This is a genomic window from Prauserella alba, from assembly GCF_024171735.1.
Lineage (GTDB): Bacteria > Actinomycetota > Actinomycetes > Mycobacteriales > Pseudonocardiaceae > Prauserella > Prauserella alba.
Genome location: NZ_JAMTCH010000011.1, coordinates 40,186 through 53,762 on the forward strand (window position 1 = coordinate 40,186; position 13,577 = coordinate 53,762).

A 13,577-nucleotide genomic window follows, 5' to 3' on the forward strand; every position below is an offset into this window, starting at 1 on the left:
GGCGAGGGGCGCATCGGGGCGTCGCGCGGCGGTTCCGACGGTGTCGGGGGGCCGGGGCGCGCCGCGGGGCCCGGCGGTTCCGGTGGGCCGGGGCGCGCCGGACCGGGTGACTCCGGCTGCCGCGCGCCGCGCCGCGGCGTCGACGGGGGAAGGGCCGAAGGGGGAAGGGGAGACTCGGCGGCGCGATCGGACCGAGCATCCGCACGCGCGTCGGGCGCCCCACCCGCAGGAGCGCCGTCAACCTCAGGAGCACCACCACCGGTCTGAGCACCGCGACGGTCGAACCTGTCACGACCGTGGGGCGACGGGAGCGGTTCACCCGGTTCGGCGGGCGGCCCGGAACGCGCAGGTCTGCGCGGACCACTGGGCGGAACCGCCGATGCCGCGGGCGGGCCCGGGCGGTGGCTCTGTCCGGCGGCGTCGGAGTCGGTGGTGGTGGCGGGCGAGAGTGTGTCCGCCCGTGGGTTGTAACCGGTCTTGGCGAGCAGTTCCGACACGCTCGTGCCGCCGTCACCGTCGAGGGAACGCCGGCGTCTGCGTTCGGAATCGGCGCGGTTGCGTTCGGCGCGGCGACGCCATTCGGAGATCTGGTCCGCGGCAGCCTGGGCGTGGCGCGAGGCAGGCGAGCCGTGCTCGTCGGACACGCGCCCACTCCTTCCCCAGAACACCTGGTCACATGCCGCTTTCGCGACATTTCCGCGACCGTGGCGTGATCGGCTCTCCGGCAGTGTGCGCTATCGTACGGACGTCCCTCTTTCGTGACGACACCAAGGCCCGAACTTTTTACACAGAGTTGCGATGAATGGTGTCTACGGTCACACGACCGCGAAGCGGGTGCAGCGGCGTCACGAATGCGGTCGAGCGGTATGCGCACTGAGGGTACGCATCACTCGATGCCCCTCGCCGCGATCCAGCGCCACCGAGTTGCGGCCCCCTCGTTTTGCCTGGTAGAGCAGCTCGTCCGCAATGCGTAGGCGGGTCTCGGCGTCGCCGTCGGCAGGTGACACACCCGCACTGATCGTCACCGTCAGCTCCGGTTCGACCGTCCGCCACGGGAACTGTTCGACCCGCATCCGCGCACGCTCGACGATCGCCGCGACCGTCCGCTGCGACTTCACCGGCACCACCAGCACGAATTCCTCACCGCCGTAGCGCGCGCAGAATCCGCCGGGAGGAAGCGATTGCCGGAGGATCCGCGCCACCTGCCGCAACACCCGGTCGCCCACCTCGTGCCCGAAACGGTCGTTGACGCTCTTGAACTCGTCGAGATCGACCAGCGCCACGGCAACGGGTTCGAGCCACGGCAGCGTGCGGTCGAGGTAGCGGCGGTTGTACACGCCCGTGAGCGCGTCGGTCAGGCTCTCGTGGCGCAGCTGCTCGACCTCGCGGCGGTACTGCTCGGGGATACGCGCCGCGACAGGCAGGTTCCGGGCGTGACCGAGCGCCGAACGCAGGTGCTCGTACGCGCTGCGCCAGTCACCCTGCTCGGCGAAGGCACCGGCGAGCGATTCGTGGGCGTCGACCAGCGCGGCGGTGTCGTGGACGGGTTCGGCGGGTGTCACCGCGTCACCTCCAACAGCGTCGAACCCCATACAGGGATGTCGACAGGAGAGAGGCGCTGCTTGAGCCACAGGGACTCGCCGAACGCGAAAATCGCTCGACAGGACGAGCGGGGCCACGGACCGCCACGGACCGAACCCGCCGCCGACCACGGAACGGACGAAACGGGCAGAATCAGATTCGGAACGACCGGGTGAATGCGGCCAGCAGCTCCTTCGGCCCGGTGATCACCACGCTGCCGTCGGCGACCGCGTCGTCGGGAGTGAGCTCACCCGCGAGCAGTCCGCGGAACGCCGGGCCGGTTTCGATGACCAGGTCGGCACCGTCGGCCTCCCCGGTCCCGGTGACGAGCCGACCGGCCTCGACCCGGGCGTGCACGACGACGTCACCGAGCCGGATCTCGTAGGTCGCGTCGGTCTCCACCGCTGCGACGTCGGGCAGGAACGCCGTCCGCAGCGCGATGACCAGGGAATCCGGTGTGATGATCTCGTCAGGTCCGGGTTCGCCGAGCGCCCGTGCGCCCCACCGGCCGAACGCCAGCACGGCCTCCTCGAGGTCGGCACCGTACTCGGTGAGGGCGTACACGACCGAACCGTCGGGACGTGGCCGCAGGCGGCGCTCGACGATGCCCGCGGTCTCGAGTTCTTTCAGGCGCGCCGAGAGGACGTTCGTCGGGATCCGCGGCAGTCCCCGTTTCAGGTCCGTGTAGCGCTTCGGCGAGACGAGCAGGTCGCGCACGATCAGCAGAGCCCAGCGTTCCCCGACCAGCTCGACGGCGCGAACGAGTCCACAGAACTGCCCGTACTGCCGCTTTCCCATCCTGCGGAGTCTACCGCCTCATGCACCGACCGAACCCCACTTGCTTTTCCGCAGCGATGCAGACCTCGATTCAGCGCCTCGAAGGGCACCGTTGGGGCATCGACGCCAGCCATGCGCCGGCGTACCCGTGAGAGGTGGTCGCCGGCAGTACGGCGCTACCGCACGTCGTGGCGCGTTCGGATCGCGGTCGCTCAGCCGCCGGAGTGCATCATGTCGGCACCCTCCGGCACGCACGGATCGTCGGGGTCGTCCAGCCAGCCGTGCGGCAGTGTGACCTTGCCGGGGGAGCCCTGCCGACCGCGCGGACCGAGCGCGTCCGCGGGGAACGGCGCGTCGTGTTCCAGCTTGCCGATCAGATCGTCGAGCTGTTCCAGCGACGACACCGTCGCGAACGACCGCCGTAGCTCCGATCCGACCGGGAACCCCATGAAGTACCAGGCCATGTGCTTGCGGATGTCGCGCATGGCTTTGTCGTGGCCGTCGTGCTCGATCAGCAGCTCGGTGTGCCTGCGCAGGACACGCGCAACCTCGCCGAGGTTCGGCGGCTCCGGCGCGGGCCTGCCCTGGAACGCCGCCTCCAGCTCGCCGAACAACCACGGCCTGCCGAGGCATCCCCGCCCGACGACCACGCCGTCGCAACCGGTCTCGTCGACCATGCGCATGGCGTCGTCGGCGGTGAAGATGTCGCCGTTGCCGAGCACCGGGATGCCGGTGACCGCTTCCTTCAGCCGGGCGATGTGCGACCAGTCGGCCTTGCCCGAGTAGCGCTGGGCAGCGGTACGCGCGTGCAGCGACACCGCCGCAGCTCCCTCGGCCTCGGCGATGCGGCCCGTGTCGAGGTAGGTGTGGTGGTCGTCGTCGATGCCGACCCGGAACTTCACCGTCACCGGCACACCCGCGGGCTCGGCGGCTTCGACCGAGGCGCGCACGATGTTGCCGAACAGCTTCCGCTTGTAGGGCAGCGCAGAACCGCCACCCTTCCGGGTGACTTTGGCTACGGGACAGCCGTAATTCTGGTCGATGTGATCGGCGAGACCTTCTCCGACGATGATCTTCACGGCTTCGCGCATCGTCTCCGGGTCGACGCCGTAAAGCTGCATCGACCGCGGGTACTCGCGCTCGCCGAAGGTCATCATGTGCATCGTGCCGGGATGCCGTTCGACGACGGCGCGAGCGGTGATCATCTCGCACACGTACAGCCCGGCGCCGTACTCCTGGCACAGCTTCCGGAACGCGACGTTGGTGATGCCCGCCATCGGAGCGAGCACGACGGGAGGGTCGACCCGGTACGGGCCGACCTGCAGCGCAGGCGTCGTCAAGGTGGCGGTCATGACTCCAGGTTAGTCGTCGCCCCCTGCGATCATCGCCGCCGGCCGGTCCGCCCACCGGCGACACCCGACACCGCATGTCCTGCATTCAGCACCGCGTGTCCTGCATTCGGGGTCCCGCCGCTGTCCGGACGACGGCCGGCGTGCACGTTCGCGGTTCGTGGTCGTGCCGCCCGCGAGGCGCAGCGGGAGCCGCCCTGTGCAGGTGGGCGGCCTCAGCACCTCACCGCGAATCCGCAACACGGCCTCCGGAATCCGCAACACGCTCGCCCGAATCCGCAACACGGCCACCCAGGACGGCGACCGCCGCGAACGCCGCCGCGACGACCGCTGCCGCGACCGCATACGCGAGCGCGTATCCCCCGAGTGCCGCCTCCCGTTCGCCGGAACCGCCGGTCAGCAACGTCTCCGTACGCGTGGCGGCGAGAACCGTGAGCACCGACAGCCCGATCGCACCGCCGAACTGCGTCACGGTGTTGAACAGCCCCGAGGCGAGACCCGAATCCTCCGGAGCGGCGTCGGTCATCCCCGTGGCCATCACGGCGGGCAGCGCCGAACCGAAACCGGCGCCGATCAGCAGCATCGCGGGCAGGATGTCGAGTGCGTAGGCCGCGTCGGCCGGGACCCGCGTCAACAGCAGCAGTCCGGCCGCGATGAGCGCCAGCCCGGCGAGGATCACCGACCGGTGGCCGAACCGGCCGATGAGCCGTGCCGACAGCCCGAGCGAGATCGCACCGATCACCGCCGGGGTGGGCAACATCGCCAGACCGGCGTCACGGGCGCCGTATCCGAGCGGCCCGCGCAGCAGCAGCACCGACACGATCATGAAGCCGAACATGCTGCCTGCCATGAGGAACGCGGCGACGTTGGCCACGACCAACCCGCGGGAACGCAGCAGCCGCAGCGGCAGCAACGGCTGTGCCGCGCGGCGCTCCCGCCATCCGAACGCGGCCAGCAGTACGAGCGACAGCGCACCGAAACCGAGTGTGTGGGCCGATGCCCAGCCGACGTCCTCGACGGTGATCACGGTGTAGATCCCGACCATGAGGGCAGCCGTCACGAGCGCGGCTCCGATGAAGTCCGCTCCGGCCGCCAGACCGGTTCCGCGTTCGGAAGCCAGTAGTCGCACGGCGAAGGCGAGCGCGATCAGTCCGATGGGGACGTTGAGGAAGAACACCGCGTGCCAGCCCGCGACCTCCGTGATCATGCCGCCGGCGAAGGTGCCGATGCTGCCGCCCGCGGCCTGCACGAAGCCGAACGCGCCGATCGCGGTCGCTCGCTCGCGGGTGTCGGTGAAGAGCGTGACGATCATGCCGAGCAGCACCGCCGTCATCATGGCGGCACCGAGGCCCTGCACGAATCGGCCTGCGATGAGCACCGGAGCCGTCCACGCCGCGCCGCACAACGCCGACGACGCCGTGAAGACGACGAGTCCGCTGACGAAGATCCGCTTGCGCCCGAGCAGATCGCCGAGCCTGCCGGACAGCAACAGCAGACCCGCGTACGCGACGAGATACGTCCCGGTGACCCATGCCAGCCCGGACTGGGTGAAACCGAGGTCGCGTCGGATCACGGGCAGCGCGACGTTGACGATCGTTTCGTCGACGATCGCCATCAGCGCACCCGCGCACAGCACGACGAGTGCCGCCCAGCGCTTGCGGTCTCCGGTCTGGGCTCGGGCCGGGGTCGGCCCGGCCGTTTCCGCCTCGGTCATCGATGAGCTCCTCAGTGCACGATTTGTAACTGGGCTCATCGTGTGTGACCGTTGTGGCGCGCGGAAGGAGGCACTTTCATGTCCCGGAGGAACAGCGCTGTAACCGACGAGGGCAGCGACGGCCGGGCTCGCGCCGATGTAGCCGACGCCACCGCGCCCGGCCGGGCGCGGGCCGACGCGGTCCGCAACAGTGTCGAGCACGCGTGCCCGATCAACGAGGTGCTCGACCACGTCGCGGGCAAGTGGAGCGTCGGCGTGCTGGTCGCGGCGGCGTCGGGACCGGTGCGGTTCACCGAGCTGGAACGCGCCATCGACGGCATCAGCAGGCGCATGCTCACGCTGACGCTGCGCAAGCTCGAACGCGACGGCCTGCTCGTGCGGACCGTCTATCCGACGGTGCCGCCGAAGGTCGAGTACACGCTCACCGACATGGCACGCGAACTGCACCGGACACTCGTCGACCTCACGTCATGGGCGGAGCGCCACGCCGGGGCGATCGCCACCGCCCGCGCCGCCTACGACGAGCGCGAGGCGGCGACCTGAACGAGGGCCGTGCCGCCGCCGTGCCCCGAGCGCGGAACACGGGGTGCCGAGTGCAGGACACGCGGCCTGGAAAGTCCGACACGGCCTCCGGAATCCGCAACACGGTCCCCCGAATCCGCAACACGCGTCGAGGGGTCAGAAGTCGACGTTGATGCAGGCCAGGCGCGAGCCCGCGGAGCCGGCCTCACCCGGTTCGGCCGACGTGTGGTGTTCGTGGATCACCACGGATGCGGGCCTGCGGTCGTCGTACGACCAGTCCACATGCGACGACGCGAATCCGTTGCCGTGGGAGGTGGTCGTGAAGTCGAGCCACACCTCGTTGTCCGGGTTGGCGTACTCGGGGTCGGTCGACGGCTGGTTCGGGTCCTGCACGTGCTGGAAGTGCGGGCCCGCGTCGTCGCCGCTCGGGCCGCACGGGTTCTCGTGGACGTGCGCGCCGTAGTGCCGGTCCGGCTGCAGGCCGGAGACGGAGAGTTTCGTGGCGGTGCCGACGCCGCCACTCGACAGCGAGAACACCGACGCGCGCGCTCCCGCGGGCACGCGGTCGAGGTCGTACGTCGTGGCCGCGGCGCCGTCGACGTACGGTGCGAACGTGCCGTGCGCGAACGCCACCGCAGCTCGGGACTGTGCGCCGGGTGACGTGCTGAATGACGTGCCGGATGGCTGAGCGCCGGGTGACTGCGCCGACTCGGCGGCAGCCGGGGCAGCGGCCGCGGTGCCGGCACCCATCAGGGCGACGGCCGACGTCAGGGCAAGGACAACGGGGAGTCGTTTCATGGCTCGTCCTTAACCCCGTCGCGCGACCGACCACAAGCCGATTGACACGGTCGGGCGATCTCACTGCGTGACACGACCGGGTTCGTCGTCGGTGTCCGGTCGTAATCTGGCACGCGTGACTACGGCGGACGTATCGACCTCAGGCTCAGGAACTTCGGGGGCGGGAACCCCAGGTGCGGCCGACCCGGCGGGCGCCGGGGACCGGACGTGGCTCGTCGCGGTGGCGGCGGCGCTGTGGGGCACCGACGGGCTCCTCCGGCTGCCGCTCGCGGAGGGGCTGCCGTCGGGCACGGTCGTGTTCTGGGAGCACCTGATCATCGTCGCCGTGCTGACGCCGTTCGTGCCGCGTGCGGTGCGGGCGCTGGCGCGCTGCGGTCCGCGGGTGTGGCTGGCGGTACTGATCATCGGCGGTGGCTCGTCCGCACTCGCCACGGCGCTGTTCACCGCGGCGTTCCAGACTGGTGACGCGATCACGCCGCTGGTGTTGCAGAAGCTGCAACCGGTCTTCGCGGTACTGGCCGCGTGGGCCGTACTGGGCGAACGGCTGCGCAGCGGCTATGCGTTGTTCGCCGTTCCCGCGCTCGCGGGTGCGTGGCTGTTGGCGTTCGCCGATCCGCTGGACATCGAGTTCAGCGCGTTGCGCGCGGCGCTGCTCGCGCTCGGGGCCGCGGCGCTGTGGGCCGCCGGCACGGTACTGGGACGGCTGGTGTCGACCAGCCTGCCGTCACGGGACGTCACCACCCTGCGGTTCACCGTGGGACTTCCCGTCGCCGCGATTATCGTCGCCGCTCAGGGGAACCCGTACACGGTGAGCTGGGACAACGCCGTGGGACTCGGACTGCTCGCGCTGATTCCAGGACTGTTCGCGCTGAGCCTCTACTACACGGGACTGCGCGCGACACCGGCCGCGCGCGCGACGCTGGCCGAACTCGCCTATCCGGCGACGGCCGTCGTCATCGGAGTGTCCTTTTTGGATGAAACGATGACTGCGACGCAGTGGGTGGGGCTCGTCGTGGTGGTGGCCGCTGTCACGGCGCTGGGCTGGCACGAACGGACCGCGAGGCGGCGTCCCGTGGTCGTGCCGCCCGAAGCAGCATCGACAGGCGGCCGGAGGTAGAGCCCCACGATGGGCAGCACGGGAGCGCAAGCGCGCGGCGAAGGATCCGGCACCGGGTCCGATCGCGGCGCGCCGCACCAGCCCGACCGGCAACACGACGCCGGAACGCAACACGACGCCGGAGCGGAACACGGTGCCGGCCTGCAACACGACGCCGGTGCGGAGCACAGTGCCGGAACGCAGCACGATGTCGGTGCGGAGCCGCACCACCAGCGGCTGACGCGGAACGTCAACGAGCTGCTCGGCGAACTCCGAGTCGCCCAGGCCGGGGTTCAGATCCTGTTCGGCTTCCTGCTCGCCGTGGCGTTCACGGCGCAGTTCCGTGAAGCCAGCGGGTTCGAGAAGACGCTGCACCTGGTGACGGTGCTGTTCACGGCCGCGGCCACCGCCATGCTCACCGCACCGGCCGCGTGGCACCGCATGCTGTTCCGTGCCGGGCGCAGGCAGACGATCCTGCGCGTCGGCAACAGGCTGGTCATCGCGGGGCTGGTGTGCCTGGCCATCGCAGTGACGCTCACCGTCGGGCTGATCGCCAAGGTCGTCTACGGCCCCGTGCTGATGGTCGTGGCGATCGCCCTGATCGGCGGCCTGTTCTCGACGCTGTGGTTCTTCATCCCGACGAAGCTGTGACCGCGGCGAGCTGATGCCCCCAGGGGCACTTTGGTGGCGTTGAGTGCAACCACAGTGCCCCTGGGGGCGCGAACCGGCCGTCAGTCCTCGTCGGTGAGGTACGGGTGGAGGCCGGCGGTGTCGTTGTACCGCGGGTCGGGGCGGAACCAGGTGATGACGTCGGAGTCGAAGGCCTCGAGGTCGGAGACGTCGTAGAGCTCCTCGTGGGCACCGTCGGCGAACGCGTAATCGTCGAAGTGGGCGAAGATCTCGGCGGCGCGTTCCTCGGGCATGGCGTCGGCGAGGTCGAGCTCCAGCTCGGCCCGCGACTTCACGACGTGCAGCGCGAGCGCCTCGGCCAGGCACAGCGGGGCCGTCCACTCCTCCTGCGTGAGCCGGTAGCCGAGGATCGCGGTGGTCACGAGCAGCTGCTTGGCGAACAGTGCGGTGTACTGGTCGGCGTACTGCTGGGGCAGTTCGTCCATCACCCAGAGGGCCTCGACGTCGACGGCGGTGCCGTCCTCGTCCTCGAGCAGCTGGATGTCGCCGAACAGTTCATCGGTGACCATCTCGACGCCGTGCATCACGGCCCCCGCGACGTAGCGGGCCTCCTGTTCGGTGACGTCGCCGCCGTCGGTGAAGCCGAACGCGTCGAGTTCGAACGCGCGCAGGTACTCGGACGCATCGAGGAGCCGCTGCCTGCGCTCGGTCAGTTCGAGCTGGTCGGCCGGGTCGATCTCGATGACGCCGTCGTCGGCCGGTTCGGTCGACGCGGCGAGCGCGCTTTCGAGCTGGTCGTCGGTGGCCGTGACGGCGCAGTGCTTGACCTGCCAGCCACGGAGCAGTTCGGTCTCCTCCAGCAGCTGCTCCAGCACGGCGCGCGTGGCGTCCTCGGCGAACACGAGCGCGGGCGCGTCGAGCAGCCAGCTGACGTTCGCCCCGCCGAGGTGTGCGTGCACGGCGTGTTCGACGGGCGTGATCTCGACACCGTCCGGCCCTTCGATCCCGGCCAGGCGGGACAGCCGCGAGTCGAGCAGCGCCACCACGCCGACCTGCTGGAGCGGGTCCAGGTCAGGACCGTTTTCCGGGGCGGTGAGCTCTGCCGACAGTTGGTACTCCACGGTCTGCAGTGTGGCACGGCGAACGGCGGCTCAAGCCATCAGCTCCAGTTTCGCGAGCTCGCCCCTGCCGGAGACGCCGAGCTTGGGATACGCCTTGTACAGGTGGTAGCCGACGGTGCGGGGGCTCAGGTACAGGCGGTTGCCGATGTCGCGGTTGCTGAGTCCGTCGGCAGCCAGCTGGACGATGCGGAGCTCCTGGGGCGTCAGGCCGTCGGCGTCCGGGGCGGAGTCACGGCCGGGACGGCTGTCGCGGCCCTCGCCCGCGGCGCGCAGTTCGGTCCGGGCGCGGTCGGCCCACGGCCTGGCACCGAGCCGGTCGAACGCCGTCAGCGCCGCTCGCAGGTGGGGACGGGCCCTGGCGGGGTTGCGGTCGCGGCGGAGCCATTCGCCGTGGGCGAGGTCGGTGCGTGCCTGTTGCCAGGTGCCCGCGTGGTCGGCGAGACCGAGCGCGGTGGGCAGCAGGTCGGGTTCGCCCAGCAGGGCACGGCTGCGGAGAGCGACCGCGCGGGCCGGCGACCGGTCCACGGAGTTCGCCCAGGTCACATAGTCCGCAAGCGCTTGCGTCGCGAAGTCGTCGTCGGAGGGACGGTCGGTGCGGGCCGCGGCCTCGACGAGATCGGGCACGGCCGTCAACCCGGCCAGTCCTGACCGGTGCGCGGCGGCCAGCCGGTCGACCGCCGCCTCCGCCCGGCCCTCGCCGAGGTCCAGCAACGCCAGCGCGTGCGCGGCCGTGGCGGGATCCGCGTCGGCGGCGTAGGCGGCCGTGGCTTCCGCATCGCCACGGGCCGCGGCGACGAGGCCCGCCACGCCCGACAGCATCGCGATGCCGCGCCGCTGTCCGATGCACCTCGCGACCTCCAGTCCTTCGCCCGCCGTCCTCGCGGCTCCGTCGAGGTCGCCGAGCTCCAGCTCGGCCTGCGCGAGCACACCGAGCGCGGCGGGCAGCGCCCCGGTGGCGGCCTGCCGCCTGGCCTCGCGCACGGTGTCGGTCGCCCTGGCGTAGGCACTGTCGGGGTCGCCGAGCAGCAGCGACCACCACGACCGCTGCACCTCGGAGCGCAGCGTCAACGCGATGTCGGTGCAGGCCGTCAGCTCTGCGCAGTCGACGGCGACGAGCTCGCGCACCGCCGTGACCGCTTCCGCGACGTCGGCGCTCGCGGCGGTGCCCAGCGCCCGCACCTGTGCGGCACCGGGAAGAGCCAGTTCGTCCGCGACGGCAGCCGCCTCGACGGCGCGGGCCGGGTCGTCCCCCCGCCACGCGGCGCCGACCGCGAGGAAGAGTAGTTTGCCCGCGGCTTCGGGAACCCGGCCCGCGATCCGCCTGGCGGTGGTGACGAGCAGGTGATGCGCCTCGGCGACGCGGCCGTCGTCCTCGGCGAGCGTCGCCCTGACGATCGCCGCCCACGTCGCGTCCACCGGCTCCGGAAGCAGCGTCGCCGCCTGTTCCGCCAGGTCACGTGCTCGTTCGGGCTGCCCCGCATCCGCGGCCGCGCGGGCGGCGGACGTCAGCCGCAGCCCCTCGTCCCTGGGCCGCGGGCTCAGGTGGGCGGCGCGTTCGTAGTCGTCGGCGACGGCCGCCATGCCGCCGCGGACACGCGCACGGTCGATGCCGGCTTCGAGCGCCGCGGCGACCGACTCGTCCGCGGTGGTCGTGGCTGCGGCGAGGTGGCGGGCGCGCCGGTCGGCGTCGGTGTCCTCGCTGAGCACCTCGGCCAGCGCCCGATGGGCTTCGAGTCGCCTGGCCAGCGTGGCCGCCCGGTACACCGAGGTGCCCACGAGCGGATGCCGGAACCCGAAGCAGCCCTCGGTGAACATCACGAGTTCGGCGTCCTCGGCGACCCTGAGGTCGTCGATCGAGGCGCCGAGGCTGTTCGCGGCGGCGAGGATCGTGCCGATGTCACACGTGCCGTCCGCGGCCGCGACCAGCAGGACGGTACGGGTGGCCTGCGGCAGCTCCGCGATCATGTCGGCGAACGGATCGCCCCTGCTGTCGCGTTCGGACGATCCGAGTTCGAGTAGTGCCAACGGGTTCCCGCCCGCTTCGGCGATGACCCGGCCCCGCCGATGGCGCGGCAGTTCGGTCGCGGCGAGGATCCGGCTCGCGGCCTCGTCGTCCACACCGGACAGCCGGAGTTCCGGAAGCCCGGGCGTGGGCATCGCGGGTGCGTGCGGTTCGCGAACCGCCAGCAGCACCCCGACCCGTTCACCACCGAGCCTGCGTGCGGCGAACGACAGGGCGTCGGCGGACGCCGCGTCGAACCAGTGCGCGTCGTCGGCGAGCACCAGCACGGGCCTGCTCCGTGCGAGCGTCCCCAGCAGTTCCAGCACCGCCACCCCCGCGGCGAACCGGTCGACGGACCCGTCACCGGCGAGCACCCGGCGCACCGTGGTGGCATGCGGTTCGGCCAGCCCGTCGACGTACCCGGCGACGGGGCGCAGCAGGAGGTGCAGCCCCGCGAACGGGATCGCCGCCTCCGCCTCGACACCCGCGCCGCGGAGCACGAGCACGTCACTCGCCCTGCCGTCGGGGTGTGCCGAACCGGGCGTGGCAGTGCCGGCCGCGTCGTCGGTGCCGGCGGTGCCGGTGGTGCTAGGCCCGGTGCTGGCGGCGAACCCGAGCAAGGTCGACTTCCCGATCCCCGCCTCACCGCGCAGCACCAGCGCCTGACCCGCTCCGGCGCGCACCTCGTCGGCGAGCGCGGCGATGCGGGCGAGTTCGTCGTCGCGGCCGTGGATCCCTGCAGAACTCATGATCACAAGCCTGCAACTTCGAGTAAGGTAGAAGTCAACGGATTCTCGCGGACCGCCGCCGTCCGGGTGATCGATTCGGTGGATCCATCGACGCCCCTCGCGGTCGCCGCCCGGCTCCGGGGCGGCGACCGCGAGGGTCAGTTGCTGCCGTACGGGCGCACCGCGCGGGCCTCGTGCAGTGCCCTGCCCCACCACGACAGCTGGCCGAGCATGCCCTTGGCCGCCTGGCTCGCCGACTCCGCGTCGTGCGGGACACCGTCGTCACCGAAACGGTCCGGGTAGTTGTAGAAGCTGACGGTGTCGCGGACGGTGACGGCGTGCAGCTCGGCGAAGACGCCGCGCAGGTGCTCGACGGCGCGCAGGCCGCCGCTCATGCCGCCGTAGGTGACGAAGCCGACGGGCTTGGCGAGCCATTCCGCGTGGAAGTGGTCGATGGCGGCCTTGAGCGGAGCCGGGTAGCTGTGGTTGTACTCGGGCGTGACGACGACGAACGCGTCGGCTGCGGCCAGGCGCTCGCCGAGTGCGTCCGTGTCGGCGGAGCCGTCGAGCGAACCCGGCAGGTCCATGCCTGCCAGGTCGACGACGTCGACCTCGAACCCGTGATGCTTGCGCACCTCGTCGGCGAACCAGGCGGCCGGTACCGGTGCGAACCGGCCGGTGCGAACACTGCCGATGATCACCGCGAGCCGCAGCGGCGCTTCGGTGCCCCGGGTGTCGCCAAGGGTCGTGGTCGTTGCGTTGTCGCTGGTCATGATGGTTCCTCTCGCGTCGATCGGTGCGTTGTCGATTGCCGTCGACGCTACGAACGCCGGTCGCTCGGCAGCATCCGTCGACCGACCGGTACGACGACTGTCGCCCGCCGCGTGTTGCGGATCCCGGGGCCCGTGTTGCGGATCCAGGGGCGCGTGTTGGGCGGGTTCTAGTGGTGGTTGCAACGCTCCTGGTTTTGAGGAGTGGTTGTGGGGTTGTCGGTGGTGTGGGATGTGTTTTGTCGGGTGTTGGATGGGGAGGGTGGGAATGTCGCGGCGGCGTCGCGGGCGGTGGGGGTGCATCGTTCGACGGGGTTGAGGTGGGTGCGGGCGGCCCGGGCTGGTGGATATAACCCGGTGGTGTCTGGTGATGGGTCGTTGGCGGCGGTTCAGGCGGAGTTGCATCCCCGGTTTTTGACGTTGCCCGAGCGGGAACGGATCGCGGATCTGCGGCGGGAGGGAATGTCGCTGCGGGGTATTGCGCGGGTG

General features: G+C 71.1%; 11 protein-coding genes and 1 pseudogene. 4 read left to right on the forward strand and 8 right to left on the reverse strand.

The window, feature by feature from the left end; genetic code table 11:
• Nucleotides 1–845 precede the first annotated feature (845 nt).
• The 4 genes from LY12_RS25730 to LY12_RS25745 form a co-directional block, all read right to left on the reverse strand.
• Nucleotides 846–1,562 (reverse strand): GGDEF domain-containing protein, encoded by a 717-nt coding sequence (locus LY12_RS25730; RefSeq protein ID WP_253860070.1) that lies wholly within the window; start codon nucleotides 1,560–1,562, stop codon nucleotides 846–848.
• A 172-nt stretch (nucleotides 1,563–1,734) separates the two neighbouring features.
• The gene (locus tag LY12_RS25735) at nucleotides 1,735–2,379 is read right to left on the reverse strand and encodes a winged helix-turn-helix transcriptional regulator (protein ID WP_253860071.1); all 645 of its coding nucleotides are present in this window, start codon (nucleotides 2,377–2,379) and stop codon (nucleotides 1,735–1,737) included.
• Between the two features lie 191 nt (nucleotides 2,380–2,570).
• On the reverse strand, nucleotides 2,571–3,710 hold the full coding sequence (gene dusB / locus LY12_RS25740) for a tRNA dihydrouridine synthase DusB (protein WP_253860072.1): 1,140 nt from the start codon (nucleotides 3,708–3,710) through the stop codon (nucleotides 2,571–2,573).
• A gap of 220 nt (nucleotides 3,711–3,930) precedes the next feature.
• The gene (locus tag LY12_RS25745) at nucleotides 3,931–5,421 is read right to left on the reverse strand and encodes an MFS transporter (RefSeq protein WP_253860073.1); all 1,491 of its coding nucleotides are present in this window, start codon (nucleotides 5,419–5,421) and stop codon (nucleotides 3,931–3,933) included.
• 78 nt (nucleotides 5,422–5,499) lie between these two features.
• Here LY12_RS25745 and LY12_RS25750 point away from each other — a divergent pair, with 78 nt between their 5' ends.
• Nucleotides 5,500–5,964 carry a winged helix-turn-helix transcriptional regulator gene (locus LY12_RS25750; protein ID WP_253860074.1) on the forward strand — a complete coding sequence of 155 codons (465 nt, stop codon included), beginning with the start codon at nucleotides 5,500–5,502 and terminating at the stop codon, nucleotides 5,962–5,964.
• Between the two features lie 135 nt (nucleotides 5,965–6,099).
• Here LY12_RS25750 and LY12_RS25755 read toward each other — a convergent pair whose 3' ends face one another.
• Nucleotides 6,100–6,741, reverse strand: coding sequence for a superoxide dismutase family protein (locus LY12_RS25755; RefSeq protein ID WP_253860075.1), 642 nt, complete (start codon nucleotides 6,739–6,741; stop codon nucleotides 6,100–6,102).
• Nucleotides 6,742–6,961: 220 nt separating this feature from the next.
• On the opposite strand from LY12_RS25755, the gene LY12_RS25760 reads away from it, so the two are divergent.
• Nucleotides 6,962–7,858, forward strand: a complete 897-nt coding sequence (locus tag LY12_RS25760; RefSeq protein ID WP_253860081.1) for a DMT family transporter — start codon at nucleotides 6,962–6,964, stop codon at nucleotides 7,856–7,858.
• A 141-nt stretch (nucleotides 7,859–7,999) separates the two neighbouring features.
• Nucleotides 8,000–8,488, forward strand: coding sequence for a DUF6328 family protein (locus LY12_RS25765; protein ID WP_301303240.1), 489 nt, complete (start codon nucleotides 8,000–8,002; stop codon nucleotides 8,486–8,488).
• Nucleotides 8,489–8,568: 80 nt separating this feature from the next.
• On the opposite strand, the gene LY12_RS25770 is transcribed toward LY12_RS25765, so the two are convergent.
• From LY12_RS25770 to LY12_RS25780, 3 genes are all read right to left on the reverse strand, one after another.
• Nucleotides 8,569–9,588, reverse strand: coding sequence for a hypothetical protein (locus LY12_RS25770; protein ID WP_253860076.1), 1,020 nt, complete (start codon nucleotides 9,586–9,588; stop codon nucleotides 8,569–8,571).
• A gap of 30 nt (nucleotides 9,589–9,618) precedes the next feature.
• A complete protein-coding gene (locus tag LY12_RS25775) occupies nucleotides 9,619–12,339 on the reverse strand; it encodes a helix-turn-helix transcriptional regulator (protein ID WP_253860077.1) in 2,721 nt (906 codons plus the stop codon).
• 137 nt (nucleotides 12,340–12,476) lie between these two features.
• Nucleotides 12,477–13,091 (reverse strand): NADPH-dependent FMN reductase, encoded by a 615-nt coding sequence (locus LY12_RS25780; protein ID WP_253860078.1) that lies wholly within the window; start codon nucleotides 13,089–13,091, stop codon nucleotides 12,477–12,479.
• Nucleotides 13,092–13,463: 372 nt separating this feature from the next.
• Between LY12_RS25780 and LY12_RS25785 the strand changes: the two are divergent.
• Nucleotides 13,464–13,577 (forward strand): annotated as a pseudogene (locus LY12_RS25785) (helix-turn-helix domain-containing protein); the annotation flags it as partial.